The sequence below is a fragment of the Bacillus sp. LJBS06 genome, assembly GCF_016924995.1.
Lineage (GTDB): Bacteria > Bacillota > Bacilli > Bacillales > Bacillaceae > Bacillus > Bacillus stercoris.
In genome coordinates this window covers 1,737,091-1,752,009 of sequence record NZ_CP070483.1, presented here as the reverse complement: position 1 = coordinate 1,752,009, position 14,919 = coordinate 1,737,091, and the positions used below count along the sequence as shown (strand labels likewise).

17 protein-coding genes are annotated in these 14,919 nt (G+C 43.4%); all 17 read right to left on the bottom strand.

The features are described from left to right. Positions 1-49: 49 nt before the first annotated feature. Positions 50-2,125 carry a type I DNA topoisomerase gene (gene topA / locus JQX68_RS09040; protein WP_014663959.1) on the bottom strand — a complete coding sequence of 692 codons (2,076 nt, stop codon included), beginning with the start codon at positions 2,123-2,125 and terminating at the stop codon, positions 50-52. A 187-nt stretch (positions 2,126-2,312) separates the two neighbouring features. Beyond that, the gene (dprA, locus tag JQX68_RS09035; protein WP_205440626.1) at positions 2,313-3,206 is read right to left on the bottom strand and encodes a DNA-processing protein DprA; all 894 of its coding nucleotides are present in this window, start codon (positions 3,204-3,206) and stop codon (positions 2,313-2,315) included. Positions 3,207-3,266: 60 nt separating this feature from the next. Continuing rightward, on the bottom strand, positions 3,267-4,169 hold the full coding sequence (gene sucD, locus JQX68_RS09030; protein ID WP_003238566.1) for a succinate--CoA ligase subunit alpha: 903 nt from the start codon (positions 4,167-4,169) through the stop codon (positions 3,267-3,269). A gap of 28 nt (positions 4,170-4,197) precedes the next feature. Next, positions 4,198-5,355, bottom strand: a complete 1,158-nt coding sequence (gene sucC, locus JQX68_RS09025; RefSeq protein ID WP_014663957.1) for an ADP-forming succinate--CoA ligase subunit beta — start codon at positions 5,353-5,355, stop codon at positions 4,198-4,200. Between the two features lie 174 nt (positions 5,356-5,529). Then, positions 5,530-5,811 (bottom strand): FlhB-like flagellar biosynthesis protein, encoded by a 282-nt coding sequence (locus JQX68_RS09020; RefSeq protein WP_014663956.1) that lies wholly within the window; start codon positions 5,809-5,811, stop codon positions 5,530-5,532. After that, complete coding sequence (locus tag JQX68_RS09015; protein WP_205440625.1) at positions 5,808-7,535, bottom strand: hypothetical protein; 1,728 nt, start codon at positions 7,533-7,535, stop codon at positions 5,808-5,810. The genes JQX68_RS09020 and JQX68_RS09015 overlap by 4 nt, the downstream gene beginning before the upstream one ends. A gap of 29 nt (positions 7,536-7,564) precedes the next feature. Next, on the bottom strand, positions 7,565-8,332 hold the full coding sequence (gene rnhB / locus JQX68_RS09010; protein WP_128422224.1) for a ribonuclease HII: 768 nt from the start codon (positions 8,330-8,332) through the stop codon (positions 7,565-7,567). A 70-nt stretch (positions 8,333-8,402) separates the two neighbouring features. Further along, positions 8,403-9,251: a ribosome biogenesis GTPase YlqF gene (gene ylqF / locus JQX68_RS09005; RefSeq protein ID WP_009967235.1), complete on the bottom strand. Its 849-nt coding sequence runs from the start codon at positions 9,249-9,251 to the stop codon at positions 8,403-8,405. Positions 9,252-9,395: 144 nt separating this feature from the next. Further along, the gene (gene rplS, locus JQX68_RS09000; protein WP_003220825.1) at positions 9,396-9,743 is read right to left on the bottom strand and encodes a 50S ribosomal protein L19; all 348 of its coding nucleotides are present in this window, start codon (positions 9,741-9,743) and stop codon (positions 9,396-9,398) included. 139 nt (positions 9,744-9,882) lie between these two features. Then, positions 9,883-10,614: a tRNA (guanosine(37)-N1)-methyltransferase TrmD gene (gene trmD / locus JQX68_RS08995; protein ID WP_003232011.1), complete on the bottom strand. Its 732-nt coding sequence runs from the start codon at positions 10,612-10,614 to the stop codon at positions 9,883-9,885. Next, the gene (gene rimM / locus JQX68_RS08990; RefSeq protein ID WP_147771892.1) at positions 10,611-11,135 is read right to left on the bottom strand and encodes a ribosome maturation factor RimM; all 525 of its coding nucleotides are present in this window, start codon (positions 11,133-11,135) and stop codon (positions 10,611-10,613) included. Before rimM ends, trmD begins: the two co-directional genes overlap by 4 nt. A 4-nt stretch (positions 11,136-11,139) precedes the next feature. Continuing rightward, on the bottom strand, positions 11,140-11,526 hold the full coding sequence (locus JQX68_RS08985) for a YlqD family protein (protein WP_014663950.1): 387 nt from the start codon (positions 11,524-11,526) through the stop codon (positions 11,140-11,142). A gap of 121 nt (positions 11,527-11,647) precedes the next feature. Beyond that, positions 11,648-11,893: a KH domain-containing protein gene (locus JQX68_RS08980; RefSeq protein WP_014663949.1), complete on the bottom strand. Its 246-nt coding sequence runs from the start codon at positions 11,891-11,893 to the stop codon at positions 11,648-11,650. Next, positions 11,893-12,165 (bottom strand): 30S ribosomal protein S16, encoded by a 273-nt coding sequence (rpsP, locus tag JQX68_RS08975; protein ID WP_003220815.1) that lies wholly within the window; start codon positions 12,163-12,165, stop codon positions 11,893-11,895. Before rpsP ends, JQX68_RS08980 begins: the two co-directional genes overlap by 1 nt. 105 nt (positions 12,166-12,270) lie before the next feature. Further along, a complete protein-coding gene (ffh, locus tag JQX68_RS08970; protein WP_014663948.1) occupies positions 12,271-13,611 on the bottom strand; it encodes a signal recognition particle protein in 1,341 nt (446 codons plus the stop codon). 13 nt (positions 13,612-13,624) lie between these two features. Further along, entirely contained in the window at positions 13,625-13,957 is a 333-nt protein-coding gene (locus JQX68_RS08965; RefSeq protein WP_003238590.1) for a putative DNA-binding protein, read from the bottom strand. A 121-nt stretch (positions 13,958-14,078) separates the two neighbouring features. After that, complete coding sequence (locus JQX68_RS08960; RefSeq protein ID WP_147772426.1) at positions 14,079-14,849, bottom strand: phosphotransferase family protein; 771 nt, start codon at positions 14,847-14,849, stop codon at positions 14,079-14,081. Positions 14,850-14,919 lie beyond the last annotated feature (70 nt).

Sequence of the window (14,919 nt, the reverse complement as noted above, 5' to 3'; positions counted from 1 at the left end):
AAGGCCTTCTTTTAACACACAAAGAAGGTGAGCAAGACCCTGCTCACCGCTACTTCTGTGGTTCTTCCTTATAATCGCATTCCACGCATTGGACTTGTATGCCTTTTTTGAGTTTTTTCTCGACGAGCATTTTTCCGCATTTCGGGCATTTTCGTTCAATTGGTTTGTCCCAGGATACGAATTCACAGTCCGGATAACGGTCACAGCCGTAAAACACCCGTTTCTTTTTCGATTTTCGCTCAACAATGTTTCCTTCTCCGCAGCTCGGACACTTCACGCCGATTTGTTTCACAATCGGTTTCGTGTTCCGGCAGTCAGGGAAGTTGGAGCAAGCTAAGAATTTACCGTACCGTCCCATTTTATATACCATCGGCGAACTGCACAATTCACAATCCTCTCCAGCATATTCTGGTTCGATTTCAACTTCCTTCATTTCTGATTCGGCTTTTTTGACGCGTTTTTCAAAATCGGTGTAGAAATTATCAATAATCTTGACCCATTCGGTATTTCCTTCTTCAACATGATCAAGATCTCTCTCCATTTTAGCTGTAAACTCAACGTTAATGATCTCCGGGAAAAACTCCATGATCAAGTCAAGAACGATCTGACCTAATTCAGTCGGAACAAAGCGTTTATTATCCAAACCCACGTAGCCGCGCCGTTGAATAGTATCAAGCGTCGGAGCATATGTGGATGGACGGCCTATGCCGAGTTCTTCAAGCGTTTTCACAAGCCGTGCCTCAGTATACCTCGGAGGCGGCTGGGTAAAATGCTGCTCCGGTTCTATATCTTTTGATAATACCGTATCGCCTTCTTTTAAGTCAGGCAGCATCCGGTCTTTTTCTTCCATTTGGTCGTCTTTTCCTTCAACATACACCTTCATAAACCCGGAAAACTTGACTTTACTTCCATTTGCACGAAATGTCAAACCATTGTTTGTCAGGTCGACACTCATTGTATCTAGAACAGCCGGCGCCATTTGGCTGGCAACAAAACGCTCCCAAATTAATTTATACAGTCTCATTTGGTCTCTGCCGAGAACTGCTTTTAATTCACTTGGTTTTCTGAGAACTGATGTCGGCCGAATTGCTTCGTGGGCATCCTGAGCATTTTCATTCTTTTTCGCAGGCTTCCGTTTTCCGCCTAGGAACTCTTTTCCATATGTCTGATCGATAAAAGCAGCAGCTTCATCAACAGCCGTATTTGAGATACGGGTTGAATCCGTTCTCATATACGTGATCAGACCAACAGTTCCTTCTCTTCCTAGATCAATTCCTTCATATAATTGCTGTGCAATCATCATCGTTTTCTTCGCTCTGAAATTGAGCTTGCGAGCCGCTTCCTGCTGCAGGGTTGAAGTGGTAAAAGGCAAAGCAGGATTACGTTTGCGTTCTTTTTTGGTTACTTTTTCGACTGTATATTTATTCCCTTTGAGCTGAGAAAGAATCTCTTTTACATCAGCTTCACTATTTAAAGGAAGTTTTTTGCCGTTTTTTCCGAAAAAGCTTGCTTCAAAGGTTTCCTGGCCTTTTAAGAACGTACCGTCAATTGTCCAATATTCCTCAGGCTTAAAGTCGTTAATCTCTTTTTCACGGTCAATAATCAAACGGAGGGCAACGGATTGCACGCGTCCTGCGCTAAGCCCTTTTTTGACTTTTTTCCATAAGATCGGACTGATTTTATATCCGACAAGCCTGTCTAAAATACGTCTCGCTTGCTGTGCATCCACTAAATCCATATTAATCATGCGCGGATGCTTAAACGATTCCTTAATAGCGTCTTTTGTAATTTCGTTAAACACTACACGGCAGTCTGAATTGAGATCTAAATCAAGGCTGTGTGCCAAGTGCCATGCAATCGCTTCCCCTTCTCTGTCGGGGTCGGCCGCGAGATACACTTTTTTGGCTTTTTTGGCAGCCGTTTTCAGTTCTTTTAATACCGGACCTTTACCTCGAATGGTAATATATTTCGGTTCGAAATTCTGTTCTATGTCAACTCCCATTTGACTTTTTGGAAGATCCCGGACATGTCCCATTGATGCTTTTACTTTATATTTTTTACCTAAGTAACGTTCAATCGTTTTCGCCTTAGCGGGCGATTCCACGATGACTAGATAATCAGACATTTTCATCCCCCTCAAGAGGTGTTCTCTCTCTTTTCAAGATATTTCAATTTTATTTTTGCAGCTGTCTTTATTTGGCTTTCAACATTTCATTCTTTATCATGAACGTCATTCATTAAATAGAAAACAATATGCAACTTTAAATCCTCACTATTATTAAATATTACAATGCCGTTTGTCAAACGATAATTCAAAAGGGTTCCGTATATTGAACGTTTCTCTCGGGAAGCTCCTCGAAAATATCCTCTGCTGACCTTATGGCTTTAGCCCCCTGCTGGATCAGTTTTATAGGACCTCCGGCGTAAGGGTCAAATAATGAACCGGGTACGGCAAACACTTCTCTACCTTGCTCCAATGCTTGATAGGCAGTTATCAGCGAACCGCTTTTTTCCTTGCCCTGTACGACAATAACGCCTTCACTCAGTCCGCTGATGATACGGTTTCTCATAGAGAAATGCCATTTTTGGGGTTTAGTTTCAGGTGGGTGCTCTGACAGAAGGATATGGTGTTTAGCCATGTGATCTGCTAATTGAAGGTTTTCCCGGGGATAAATGTGTTGAAATCCGCCTGCAATGACGCCAATTGTCCGCCCCTTCGCCTTAATACTTGCAGCATGGGACATTCCGTCTATCCCAGACGCCAGTCCGCTGACAATCACCCAATCTTTACGGCAGAGCTCTTCTGTAAGATGATTGACAACTTGTTTCCCGTAAGCTGTTGGATTTCTTGTCCCTACAATTCCAATTTTTCTTCCTTTCGAAAGAAGAGTCATATCACCCTTTGCAAACAGAACGGCGGGGGGATCATAAATGGTTTTAAGCCAGAAAGGATATTGCTTTGAAGAGATAGGAATGGTGTTAATGCCTTGCTCACGATAAGCAGCAAGTACGCGTTGGAGCTTTGGGTAAAATTCTTCTATTTTCTTTTTTAATGCAGCTGCTTTCATTTTATCACGAGTAACCATTTGTAACACCGATGATGTCAGCGACATAGACGGATCGGCTTTCCACCATTTTAATAGAAGGGATGGGGATAATAATTGATTGATTCTGCAAGTCGTTAAGCAGGCAGCGGCCTGATCCAATAGATTGACCTCCTTTTGACAGAAAAAGCAGGAACAGCCTTAACGGCTGTCCCTTTTTTATTAATGCGTTTTACAAGTTTCGAACAGGTTCTTCTCTTTCAGCACCTTAATTAAGGTTTCACCCATAACAGAAGGTGTCTCTGCAACTTCAATTCCGCATGCATTAAGGGTTTTGATTTTTTCATCAGCTGTCCCTTTTCCGCCGGAAATAATGGCGCCTGCATGCCCCATGCGCTTCCCAGGAGGTGCTGTCTTACCGCCGATAAAACCGACTACCGGTTTTGTCATGTTGGCTTTCACCCACTCTGCCGCTTCCTCTTCGGCAGTACCGCCGATTTCGCCAATCATGATGACAGCGTGTGTGTCAGGATCTTCGTTAAACGCTTTTAAAACGTCAATAAAGTTTGTTCCATTTACAGGGTCGCCGCCGATTCCAACAGCTGTAGACTGTCCTACGCCCGCTTCTGAGAGCTGGTGCACCGCTTCGTATGTTAATGTTCCTGAACGTGATACAACGCCTACATGACCCTTTTTATGGATGTATCCGGGCATAATGCCGATTTTACATTCTTCAGGCGTAATGACACCAGGGCAGTTCGGCCCTATCAGTCTCGTTTTCTTGCCTTCCATGAAACGTTTGACCTTCACCATATCCAAAACCGGAATGTGTTCTGTGATACAAATCACGAGATCAAGCTCCGCATCTACCGCTTCCATAATCGCATCAGCTGCAAACGGTGCAGGCACATATATAACAGACGCGTTAGCGCCGGTCGTTTGAACTGCTTCAGCCACTGTATTAAATACAGGAACACCTTCCGCTTCAGTTCCGCCTTTTCCAGGTGTTACACCGCCTACGATATTTGTGCCGTATTCGAGCATCTGCTTCGTATGAAATAAAGCGGTAGAACCTGTAATCCCTTGTACAATAACTCTTGTATCTTTATTAATAAAAACACTCATTATATGGTCCCCTGCCTTTCATTCTTTCTTAAACTAAGGATACGATTTTCTGGGCGCCGTCAGCCATTGATTCCGCAGATGTAATGTTTAATCCTGATTCACTAAGGATTTTCTTCCCTAGATCCACGTTTGTGCCTTCAAGACGGACAACAAGCGGCAATGTCAAACCAACTTGTCTAGTCGCTTCAACAACCCCTTCTGCGATGACATCACATTTCATAATGCCGCCGAAAATGTTGACAAAAATCCCTTTAACGTTTTGATCAGAAAGAATGATTTTAAATGCTTCCGTGACTTTTTCCGCGGTTGCACCGCCGCCCACATCAAGGAAGTTGGCCGGTTCTCCACCGTAATGCTTGATAATATCCATTGTGGACATTGCAAGTCCCGCGCCGTTTACCATACAGCCGATATTTCCATCAAGGGAAATGTAGCTTAGGTCATATTTGGACGCTTCGATTTCTTTCGGATCTTCTTCATCCAAATCTCTGTATTCCATAATGTCCTTTTGTCTGTACAACGCATTGCTGTCAAAATTCAATTTTGCATCAAGCGCCATCACATTTCCGTCCCCGGTAACAACAAGCGGGTTGATTTCGGCGATTGAGCAGTCTTTTTCAACAAACGCTTTATATAGTCCAAGCATAAATTTAGCAGCTTTCCCCACAAGCTCTTTTGGAATATTAATAGCGAATGCAATTTCTCTGGCTTGATAGCCTTGAAGGCCGACAGCCGGATCAATGACAGCTTTTTTGATTTTTTCCGGTGTTTTCTCCGCAACTTCTTCAATTTCCGTTCCGCCTTCTTCAGAAGCCATCAGAACGATTCTGGAAGTAGCGCGGTCAAGCACAAGACCCACGTAATATTCTTTTTTAATATCGCAGCCTTCTTCAATAAGTAAGCGTTTTATTACTTGGCCGTCCGGACCCGTCTGATGTGTAACTAGGGTCTTCCCTAATAGTTCTTCGGCATACGCTTTTACTTCGTCTAATGATTTTGCTATTTTTACCCCACCAGCTTTGCCTCGACCGCCAGCATGAATTTGAGCCTTTACGACATAAACCGAGCTGGATAAGCTCTTTGCACTCTCAACTGCTTCTTCTGCTGTAAAAGCCACTTTACCTTCAGGAACAGATACCCCATATTTTCTGAGGACTTCTTTTCCCTGGTACTCATGGATATTCATTTCCCATCCTCCTAACTTATGTAACAAAACTAAAATAGACTGCGCTTTCATTCTATAATAATACTGGAAGAATTGTCTACACTTCGGTGCAAAATCTTTTAATCCTTCTAAACATTCAAACTTTTACTTTATTAAAAACATAAATTTTCAAACAGAGGATGGGGAATATTTTAGCTATTTTTTATTTTTTACGCTTTCGTCCAATCTGTAAATGAATGAAAAAATCTCGGCTACCGTTTCATAAAGAGCCTCAGGGATTTGATCATCTACCGTCAAATGGCGCATTAATTCGACAAGGGTCCGATCTTCTTGAATCGGGACCCCTGCCTTTTTCGCTTCTTTAATAATGTTGTCGGCTACATGGCCCTTTCCTGTGGCAAGCACTCTCGGCGCCTTGTCTTTTTGTTCGTCATAATGAAGAGCCACAGCTTTTCTGATCGGTGTCTGCTCTTTCATATTTTCACATCCACTTCTTGATCACTGATACTTGTTATATATTGATCGATTGAAGCCTTTTCTTCGGTGTGAACCCTTTTTTTCGCGTTTACCCCTGAAAGGCTGTATCCCATTTCTTTTAACCCCTGTTTAAGCGCGGGAACCATCGGATCTATCGCAGCCTGCAGCTCGAAATCAGTCTCTATTGTAATGGTCATGACTTTTTGCTGTATCAAGCAATCAACGACGGTTTCTTTTAATGTATCAAGCTGCAGCAAAAACAAAAGGCGGCAATGGGAAGGATCAAGCTTGCCATCTGCTTCTTTCTTTCCTTTAAACAGAACGGTCATGTCCTGAATTCCTGACTTCGAAAACATCGGAAATGACAGTACAATTTGGCTGTATGACGGATGGTCCTGCTGCATGAAAAGCTGGCCATTTAATTTATGAAAAAGCTGATCGGCTTCTTGCTTGATTGGTTCGGCTACCTCATGAGATGCTCTTATGGCATGAAGAGCCAGCTTGATGGACTGCATTTCGTCAGATGTGTCTGCGCTTCCTTGTTCAAACGCTTTAATAAACGCAAGCTCGTCCCTTGCGCCAATTGCCGTTTTCACTTTGGATAAGAAGGAAAGAACATCTGCCTTATCCGCTAAATGAGGTGCTGTCTGCTGAACAGCCTTAAAAAAAACTTCGGCTTCCTGGTCTGTGATTTGTGCCGCCTGTAAATGAGCTGAAGCTGCAAGTGACTTACTATCACCCGTTGAACCAACCGCTTTAATCCAATTTGCTGCTTCTTTCACAATTTGGAGACTGTTTTTTTCAGCAGATTCCGTCAGCTTTGCCAGCAGCTGGCGGGCTTCTTTGATTGGAATGTCTGAGGCTGTTTTAACAGGCTCTCCTTGTATGTTTTTCTGTTCTTTTAGATGGTTTGCAACCGGCAGGCTGGCCTTTTCGGGGGAGCCTGCTGGTGTGCTAAGTTCCCTGTTTCCAGCTGTATTGGCAGAAGAGGGTGTTTTCGCAGTCTCCGTTAAAGAAATAAGCTTATCGATCAGCCGTTCTGCATGGACATCAATTTCACTATTTAAAAGCGCTGTAACTGCCTTCTTTAGCTTTGACATCATTTGGCTCTGCTGAGGGTTTTGTTCGATTGCCTGAACCAGCTGGGATATATGCTGATGCAACGGAACAGGCGATTTCACAGCATGAACACCATTCAAAACCTCGGAGTGAATGGGAAGATCGCGCTTTAAAGCGAAAAGAACCGTTTCAATCGCTTTTTTGGCGTCTTGCGACGGCAGCGTGTCCATCCAGCGGACAGCTGTTTTAATATCATTTTCTGTCACGGGTGTTTTGCTCTTCAGCATCGCTCCTGTCATCATGAGAGCTGCGTTTGACGGCTTCACTGAAATGGCATTTAAAAGCTTGCCAGCTGCATCCTGAATGGTTTTAGGATTTTGCTCAAAGCTTTGAACGACCTGAAGACGTCCTGTCTGTTCTGCCGTTTTTTCGTAGGAAAACCAATAGTATGCCTGAGGACGAAGCTGGGTTTCTAGTTTCCCCTGAACAGTTTGATTGCCGACTTGGATCAGGGCATGCTGATCTCCTAGTAAACGAAGCACTTTGCCCAAGAGGAGACGTTTCTCCCCGTTTAACGCTTCGTTTACATTTGATGTTTCCTGCGGGACTGCTGTACGCCCAAAAAGGTGCTGCAGCGCCTTTTGCACATCATTTCGTATGTTCATTTTAAAAAAGTGCCTCCTTGTCCATTGATTTAGCTGAAAGATTGAACAGGAGCGAAAGTTTTGCGGTGCAATTCAGTTGGGCCGTATGCAGCGAGAGCTTCCAAATGTTCTTTTGTTCCATAGCCTTTATTTTTTTCAAACCCGTACATAGGGTACGTGTCGGCATAAGCGCTCATCATTCGGTCTCTCGTCACTTTTGCGATACACGCACCTGCCGCAATAGACACACTTTTGGCATCTCCTTTTATAATTGACGACTGAGCCATGTCGAGCGGCAGTGTCATTGCGTCAACAAGCAAATAATCAGGTGTATCCGACAAATCCTGTATCGCTTTCACCATTGCCATTTTAGAAGCTTCATATATATTGATTTCGTCAATGACTGCAGCTTCTACAATTCCTATCCCGACCGCCAGTGCTTCTTTCATAATAAGCTCGTAAAATTCCTCGCGTTTTTTCTCTGAAAGCTTTTTGGAGTCTGTCAGCCCAAGTATTTCACATTCCTCTGGCAGGATGACTGCACTGGCGACAACCGGCCCTGCCAATGGCCCCCGTCCGACCTCGTCAACACCTGCAATCAAACGGAATCCTTTGTTTCTTGCCAGCCTTTCATAGGAAGTCATATTCACCCATTGTTCTTTCAGCGCTTTTTCTTTCGCTTGCTTTTTAAGCCATTGCTCTACAAGCGTTTGAACGCTTTTTCTCGGGTCGTTTTCGCACTGGGCAATAAATGGGTCTTGTGCATCCTTCACTTCCTGCAAACGGTCTTTAATGTCCTTTACGGTTAATGTATTCACTTTCTCTTCTCCCTTACTGTATGTATCGGTTCGGCCAAGAAAAAATAAAGACCCGCATTTCTGCGCGCCTTTACATCGTCGGCTGTTCAAATGACAGCCTGCCGAACTTTTCAGTGCGGATATCGCGAATGATGACTTCAGTCGTCTTATCGTAGTTAATAAGCCCACCGCTCATGAGACAGCCGCGTTTTTCACCTATTGCGTCAAACAGCTCGGCAATGTCCTCCGGGATCTCATCAAGGCCGTAGCGCTCTTTAAGTCGTTCTGGATAATGTTCTTCAAGAAAACGAAGACCGAACACCGCTACATCCTGCAAATTGATTATCGAGTCCTTAATAGCGCCGGTGACTGCCAGTCTCAAGCCGACAAGCTCGTCCTCAAATTTAGGCCACAAAATCCCCGGTGTATCTAATAACTCTAATTCTTTCCCAACTTTGACCCACTGTTGAGATGTTGTAATACCAGGTCTGTCTCCCGTTTTTGCTATGTTTTTCTTTGCAAGGCGGTTAATGAGCGTCGATTTCCCGACATTTGGAATACCGATAATCAAAGCGCGAATCGCTCTCGGCTTCACACCTTTCGCCCGCATTCGGTCAAATTTTTCTTGGAGGATCTCTTTTGATGCAGGCACAATTTGATTTAACCCTTGTCCATTTACAGAATTAATGGACAGAGAGCGGATCCCCTGGTTCTCAAAGTGCTCTTTCCATTGCTGTGTAACCGCCGCATCTGCTTTGTCAGCCTTGTTTAACAGCATAATTCGCGGCTTATTTTTTAGAATATCTTCAATCATTGGGTTTCTTGATGACATTGGAATTCTGGCATCTACCAATTCATATACGATATCGATTAATTTTAATTTTTCGGTTACTTCCCTTCTTGCCTTTGCCATATGGCCCGGGAACCATTGAATTGTCATGTGACACGAACACCGCCTTTATCTCTTCAGTATGCATGATTCATTGTTGTTCTTTATGTATTTTACGATGCCTGTCCGGCATTTTCAAATTCTGTATAAAAAAAGAGCTTGTTACAGGTAACAAGCTCTTTTCGTTCGTTATCATTATCGTCTGATCTCTTTAATACGAGCCGCTTTTCCGCGAAGTTCACGCAGGTAGTAAAGTTTAGCACGGCGTACTTTACCGTAACGTACAACTTCGATTTTCGCGATTTTTGGTGTGTGTACAGGGAAAGTACGTTCAACGCCAACACCGTAAGAAATCTTACGAACTGTGAACGTTTCGCTGATTCCACCACCACGACGCTTAATCACAACACCTTCAAAGATCTGGATACGCTCACGGTTACCCTCAACAACTTTAACGTGTACACGTAAAGTGTCACCAGGACGGAACGCAGGAAGATCAGTACGAAGTTGTTCTTTTGTGATATCTTCAATTAGTTTTTGCATCGTTTTCAACTCCTTCCAACAGATGCTCTTGGCCACAAAACACGGCACAGCGGAACATCGTTTTCAAGCTTGAAGCGGATAAGCCCGCTTAAGCCACAAGTAGTATCTTATCACAATTTCATATCCTATGCAATAAAATCTATTCTTTTTCCCATTCAGAAATCCACTTTCTTTGCTGCTCTGTAAGCGGGTAGTCTTTCAACAGATCCGGACGTCTTAGGTAGGTCCTTCTGATCGATTCTTTATTCCGCCATTCTTCAATTTTCGCATGGTTTCCTGACAAGAGTGTTTCAGGCACTTTTAAACCTTTGTAATCTGCCGGTCTTGTATAATGCGGGTGCTCTAAGAGTCCGGTGCTGAATGAATCCTCAATATGGGAAGCCTCTTTACCCAGTACACCTGGAAGCAGTCTGACCACGCTGTCTGCGATCATCATTGCAGGGAGCTCACCGCCCGTCAGTACAAAGTCGCCAATTGATATTTCATCCGTTACCAGATGCTCGCGGATGCGTTCATCATAGCCTTCATAGTGGCCGCAAATGAATAGCAAATGCTCTTCCTTTGCTAATTGTTCGGCTTTTTTTTGGGTAAAACGCTCACCTTGCGGGCATACGAGGATAATACGCGGAGCAGCTGCTGCCTTTGATGTCAGGTCCTCGACCGCGTCAAAAACAGGCTGAGGCTTGAGAACCATACCTGCACCGCCGCCATAAGGATAATCATCAACAGTATTGTGCTTGTTATCAGAGTACTCCCGGAAATTGACGACTTGAAACTGCACCGCATCTTTTTCCTGGGCTTTTTGAAGAATCGATGAGCCGAGCACACCTTCAAACATTTCTGGAAACAGCGTCAAAAAGTCGATTTTCATTCGTCTATTAACCCTTCCATGAGATCAATCTCAATTTTCTTTTCGCTGACATCAATATGTTTGACCACTGATTCAATGTAAGGAATGAGTGCGTCTTTTTTTCCTTTTCGTTCGATGACCCAAACGTCATTAGCACCAGGCGTCAAAATTTCTTTGACCTTTCCGATGAGTTCGCCTTCCCCAGTAAATACTTCACACCCAATGATTTCGTGAAAATAAAATTCACCCTCATTCAGCTCTCCTAAATCTTCTTCAGGCACTTTAATGATTGCGTTTTTCAGCTCTTCTACTTCATTTAAGCTTTGTCTTTCTTTAAACTGCAGCAGATGAAATTGCTTATGCAGTCTATGCGTGTTTACCGTTACTTCCACTGGTTCGTTACGGCCGTCCATAAACAAATACAGCGTGTTTCCCGGCTTGTATCGTTCTTCGGCAAAATCTGTTTTCGAAATCACACGCACTTCGCCTTTGATTCCGTGGGTATTCACGATTTTGCCTACATTAAACCATCGCTTTGTCATATGATCACCTCTGGCGAATTTCAATTACTTTTCCGTCTTTTATGACGATGGTGTTCGCTGCTGTTTTTTCATGCCAGTCATCCCCGGCTTCAATCGTCAGCAGGGCATCGACTTCCTTTTCTCTCAACTCACTGCCAAGCGGCAATGTATGTACTTGAGCAATTTGAAAATCGATGATCTTTATATCATCTTTTCGCTTTTCTATTGCCTTTTTAAATTGTTCAATCATATCAGGGTTTTGTTGTTCTTTCTCGTGTTTTCTAAGCTGAAAATAGAGCTGGCTGCATTCTCGTTCAAGCATTTGTTTCTTTTCGGCAAAAGAAGCTAAAAGCTGTTCTTTGCTGCGCTCGGTTAAGACTTGCATAACGGCTACACGGTGAATAATTTGCATCGCACCAAGCTCCCCGCTTTTAAAACTTTTTCTCGCTCAGGCTTTTCTATTTTGCCTAAGCTTCTATCAGTTTACCCTTTTTTTGCGTGTAAAAAAAGGGGAGGTGCCGGCCCTCTCCCTTTTAGTCAAATATCTCAAATTGAACTTTCTTAGAAGACTGTGCGCCAGCTGCAAATACAGCTGTTCGAATCGCTTTTGCAGTCCGGCCTTGCTTTCCGATAACTTTACCGGTATCTGACTTATGGACAGATAAGCGCAGCGCAATCTTTTGATCGGTTTCTTCTCTTGTGACGCGAATGTCATCTGGATGATCAACAAGCGGGGTCACAATTCGGACAATCAAATCTTCCAAGTGTTGATCAGTCATTACTTGCCTTGTTTAGCGTTGTGGAATTTTTCCATGATTCCTTGGCTAGAGAACAAGTTGCGAACTGTATCAGATGGTTTCGCTCCAGTTTGAAGCCATTTAAGAGCAAGCTCTTCGTCAATTTTTACTTCCGCTGGTTTTGCAACCGGGTTGTAAGTTCCGACTGTTTCAATGAAACGGCCGTCACGTGGTGAACGAGAATCTGCTACAACAATACGATAGAAAGGAGATTTTTTTGCTCCCATACGTTTTAAACGAATTTTTACTGCCATTTTACTAGCACCTCCGAAAATATTTCAACAAGATAGTATATTAACAATGATAAAAGTGTTTGTAAAGTGTTTTTTCTTAACAATGGTTTTATCATGTATAACCGATTACATAAAAGGTAGCTTAAACCCTTTTTTCTTGCCTTTTGACATATTTGTCATCTGCTTCATCATTTTTTTCATTTCGTCAAACTGCTTAAGCAGACGGTTGACTTCCTGTACGGATGTCCCGCTTCCTTTTGCAATCCGCTTTCGCCGGCTGGCATTGATGATATCCGGCTGTTCTTTTTCAAGAACAGTCATTGATTTGATGATGGCTTCCACATGATTCAGCTGTTTTTCATCAACTTGGATGTTTTTCAGGCCTTTCATTTTACCTGCACCCGGCATCATTTGCAGAAGTTCATCAAGCGGTCCCATGTTTCTGACTTGCCCGAGCTGCTCCAGAAAATCGTCCAATGTGAAGCTCATCGTCCTCATTTTTTGTTCGAGCTCTTTGGCTTTGTCTTCATCAACGCTGGCCTGTGCTTTTTCAATCAATGTCAGCACGTCGCCCATGCCGAGAATCCTTGATGCCATGCGTTCAGGATGGAACGGCTCTAACGCATCAAGCTTTTCGCCCATACCCGCGAATTTAATCGGCGTGTTTGTGACCGCGCGAATAGAAAGCGCAGCCCCGCCGCGTGTGTCTCCATCCAGCTTCGTTAACACAACACCAGTTAAACCGAGCTGTTCATTAAAGCTTTTGGCAACATTAACAGCGTCCTGACCGGTCATTGAATCGACAACAAGGAAGATTTCTTCCGGATTCGCGATTTCTTTGACGTTGGTCAGTTCATCCATCAGTTCATGGTCGATATGCAGGCGGCCTGCCGTATCCAAAATGACATAGTCATAATGTTCTTCCTTGGCTTTCTCAATCGCTTGTTTCGCTATTTCTACAGGACTGACCTGATCACCAAGAGAGAAAACAGGCATATCTAGCTGTTTGCCGAGCGTTTCCAGCTGCTTAATTGCGGCTGGGCGGTAAATATCGGCAGCAACCAGCATCGGTTTGCGATTATGCTTTTTGCGCAGCAGATTCGCAAGCTTACCGCTTGTTGTCGTTTTACCGGCACCTTGGAGACCGACCATCATAATAACAGTCGGCGGCCTTTTTGCGACGGCGATTTTGCTCTCTTCGCCGCCCATCAGCTCAGTCAGTTCCTCTTGAACAACTTTAATGACCTGCTGGCCGGGCGTCAGACTTTTCATGACGTCTTGGCCTACAGCGCGTTCACTTACTTTTTTGACAAAATCCTTGACTACTTTAAAGTTAACGTCAGCCTCAAGCAGCGCAAGACGAACCTCACGCATCATATCTTTAACATCTTGTTCGCTGACTTTCCCTTTTCCGCGGATTTTAGAAATCGTCTGCTGCAGTCGGTCGGCTAATCCTTCAAATGCCATAGTTTGCCGCCTCCTAATCTAATTTCTCAAGCGCTTCAATCAGAGCTGTAATTTCTTCCTCTTCTTTTGAACCGGAAGCAAGCTCCTTCAGCTTATTAAACATCTCTTTACGCTCCTGAAACTTTTTCAAAAGGAGCAGCTTTTCTTCATATTGTTCAAGCATCGCTTCTGTTCGTTTGATGTTATCATAAACAGCTTGTCTTGAAACCTCATATTCTTCGGCTATTTCGCCTAGGGAGAAATCGTCCAAATAATAAAGCGACATATAGCTCTTCTGTTTTGACGTCAACAACGACTGATAAAAATCAAACAGATAATTCATTCTCGTTGTCTTTTCGAGTGACATTTGAGCTCTCCCCTTTGTTAAGTCAAATCCCTTTACGATAACTTAGTTTACACGGTTTTATTGACACTGTCAAGTTTTTATCTTGTCAAAGCATGCTGCTCTTTTTGCATAATAAATTCATTCAGAAAAATTCATATAGACCGCCGTTAAAATACTCGAATTCTTGTTTAGATACTCGATAGCGGCAATAGCCTTCGTAAAAAGCATTGAGAAATGCTTCATTTGTGACAAAATTTCTGATCGCTAATGCTTCATCATATCGCGGATCTCCCGCTGATATTCCCGCAGCATCAATAAACAGACAGACCTCTCCGTCTTTCACCAGCACATTATCAGTTGTGCAGTCACCGTGAATCATTGTCTGCTGAACAGGAACAGGCCTGTGCTGGTCCAATTCCTTCAAAAGCCATGCGCTGCCTTCAGCTTGTCCTTTTTCGACATAATCACCGGCTCGTTTGATTTGCAAATCGAGCCAATCTATTTCCGGCTGTAAATCAGGGACAAGTTCGGTTTCATGCAGACGCTTGAGAAACTGGCCGAAGCTTTTGATCAGCTTTTTCTTTTCAGTATCTCCCTTTGCTTTTCTTAAAGCAGAAGTCAGTGTAATTCCATCTTCAAACGACATGACGATATGGCTGGAATGTTGTTGCTGGATAAATCCATAATAAACAGGGACAGGCAGACGATGAGTTTCGGTAAGCTTTTGTAAAACAAGGGCTTCTCTCCTTAACCATTCCCGATACCTCTGGTGAGAAGAACTTTTCAACAGAAATGCGCCTTGGCTTGTCACTATTTTTCGAACGGTTGAAGTGCCTCCTTGTTCATCCAACAGCGACATGTGTTTTATTGCGCCGATCTTTTTTTCCAATTCAGCTTTCAGCCATTTGTCCAACAATCTGCACCCTCCATTCCGATATATCAATGCGTATAAAAAAACGAGTATAAAACTGTCCATTTTATAC

What these genes read in the sequence shown, in the direction of transcription:
- topA (WP_014663959.1), bottom strand. Translation starts at nt 2,125, where the DNA reads ATGTCTGATTATCTAGTCATCGTGGAATCGCCCGCTAAGGCGAAAACG.
- sucD (WP_003238566.1), bottom strand. Translation starts at nt 4,169, where the DNA reads ATGAGTGTTTTTATTAATAAAGATACAAGAGTTATTGTACAAGGGATT.
- sucC (WP_014663957.1), bottom strand. Translation starts at nt 5,355, where the DNA reads ATGAATATCCATGAGTACCAGGGAAAAGAAGTCCTCAGAAAATATGGG.
- JQX68_RS09020 (WP_014663956.1), bottom strand. Translation starts at nt 5,811, where the DNA reads ATGAAAGAGCAGACACCGATCAGAAAAGCTGTGGCTCTTCATTATGAC.
- JQX68_RS09015 (WP_205440625.1), bottom strand. Translation starts at nt 7,535, where the DNA reads ATGAACATACGAAATGATGTGCAAAAGGCGCTGCAGCACCTTTTTGGG.
- ylqF (WP_009967235.1), bottom strand. Translation starts at nt 9,251, where the DNA reads ATGACAATTCAATGGTTCCCGGGCCATATGGCAAAGGCAAGAAGGGAA.
- rplS (WP_003220825.1), bottom strand. Translation starts at nt 9,743, where the DNA reads ATGCAAAAACTAATTGAAGATATCACAAAAGAACAACTTCGTACTGAT.
- trmD (WP_003232011.1), bottom strand. Translation starts at nt 10,614, where the DNA reads ATGAAAATCGACTTTTTGACGCTGTTTCCAGAAATGTTTGAAGGTGTG.
- rimM (WP_147771892.1), bottom strand. Translation starts at nt 11,135, where the DNA reads ATGACAAAGCGATGGTTTAATGTAGGCAAAATCGTGAATACCCACGGA.
- JQX68_RS08985 (WP_014663950.1), bottom strand. Translation starts at nt 11,526, where the DNA reads ATGCAAATTATTCACCGTGTAGCCGTTATGCAAGTCTTAACCGAGCGC.
- JQX68_RS08980 (WP_014663949.1), bottom strand. Translation starts at nt 11,893, where the DNA reads ATGACTGATCAACACTTGGAAGATTTGATTGTCCGAATTGTGACCCCG.
- rpsP (WP_003220815.1), bottom strand. Translation starts at nt 12,165, where the DNA reads ATGGCAGTAAAAATTCGTTTAAAACGTATGGGAGCAAAAAAATCTCCT.
- ffh (WP_014663948.1), bottom strand. Translation starts at nt 13,611, where the DNA reads ATGGCATTTGAAGGATTAGCCGACCGACTGCAGCAGACGATTTCTAAA.
- JQX68_RS08965 (WP_003238590.1), bottom strand. Translation starts at nt 13,957, where the DNA reads ATGTCACTCGAAAAGACAACGAGAATGAATTATCTGTTTGATTTTTAT.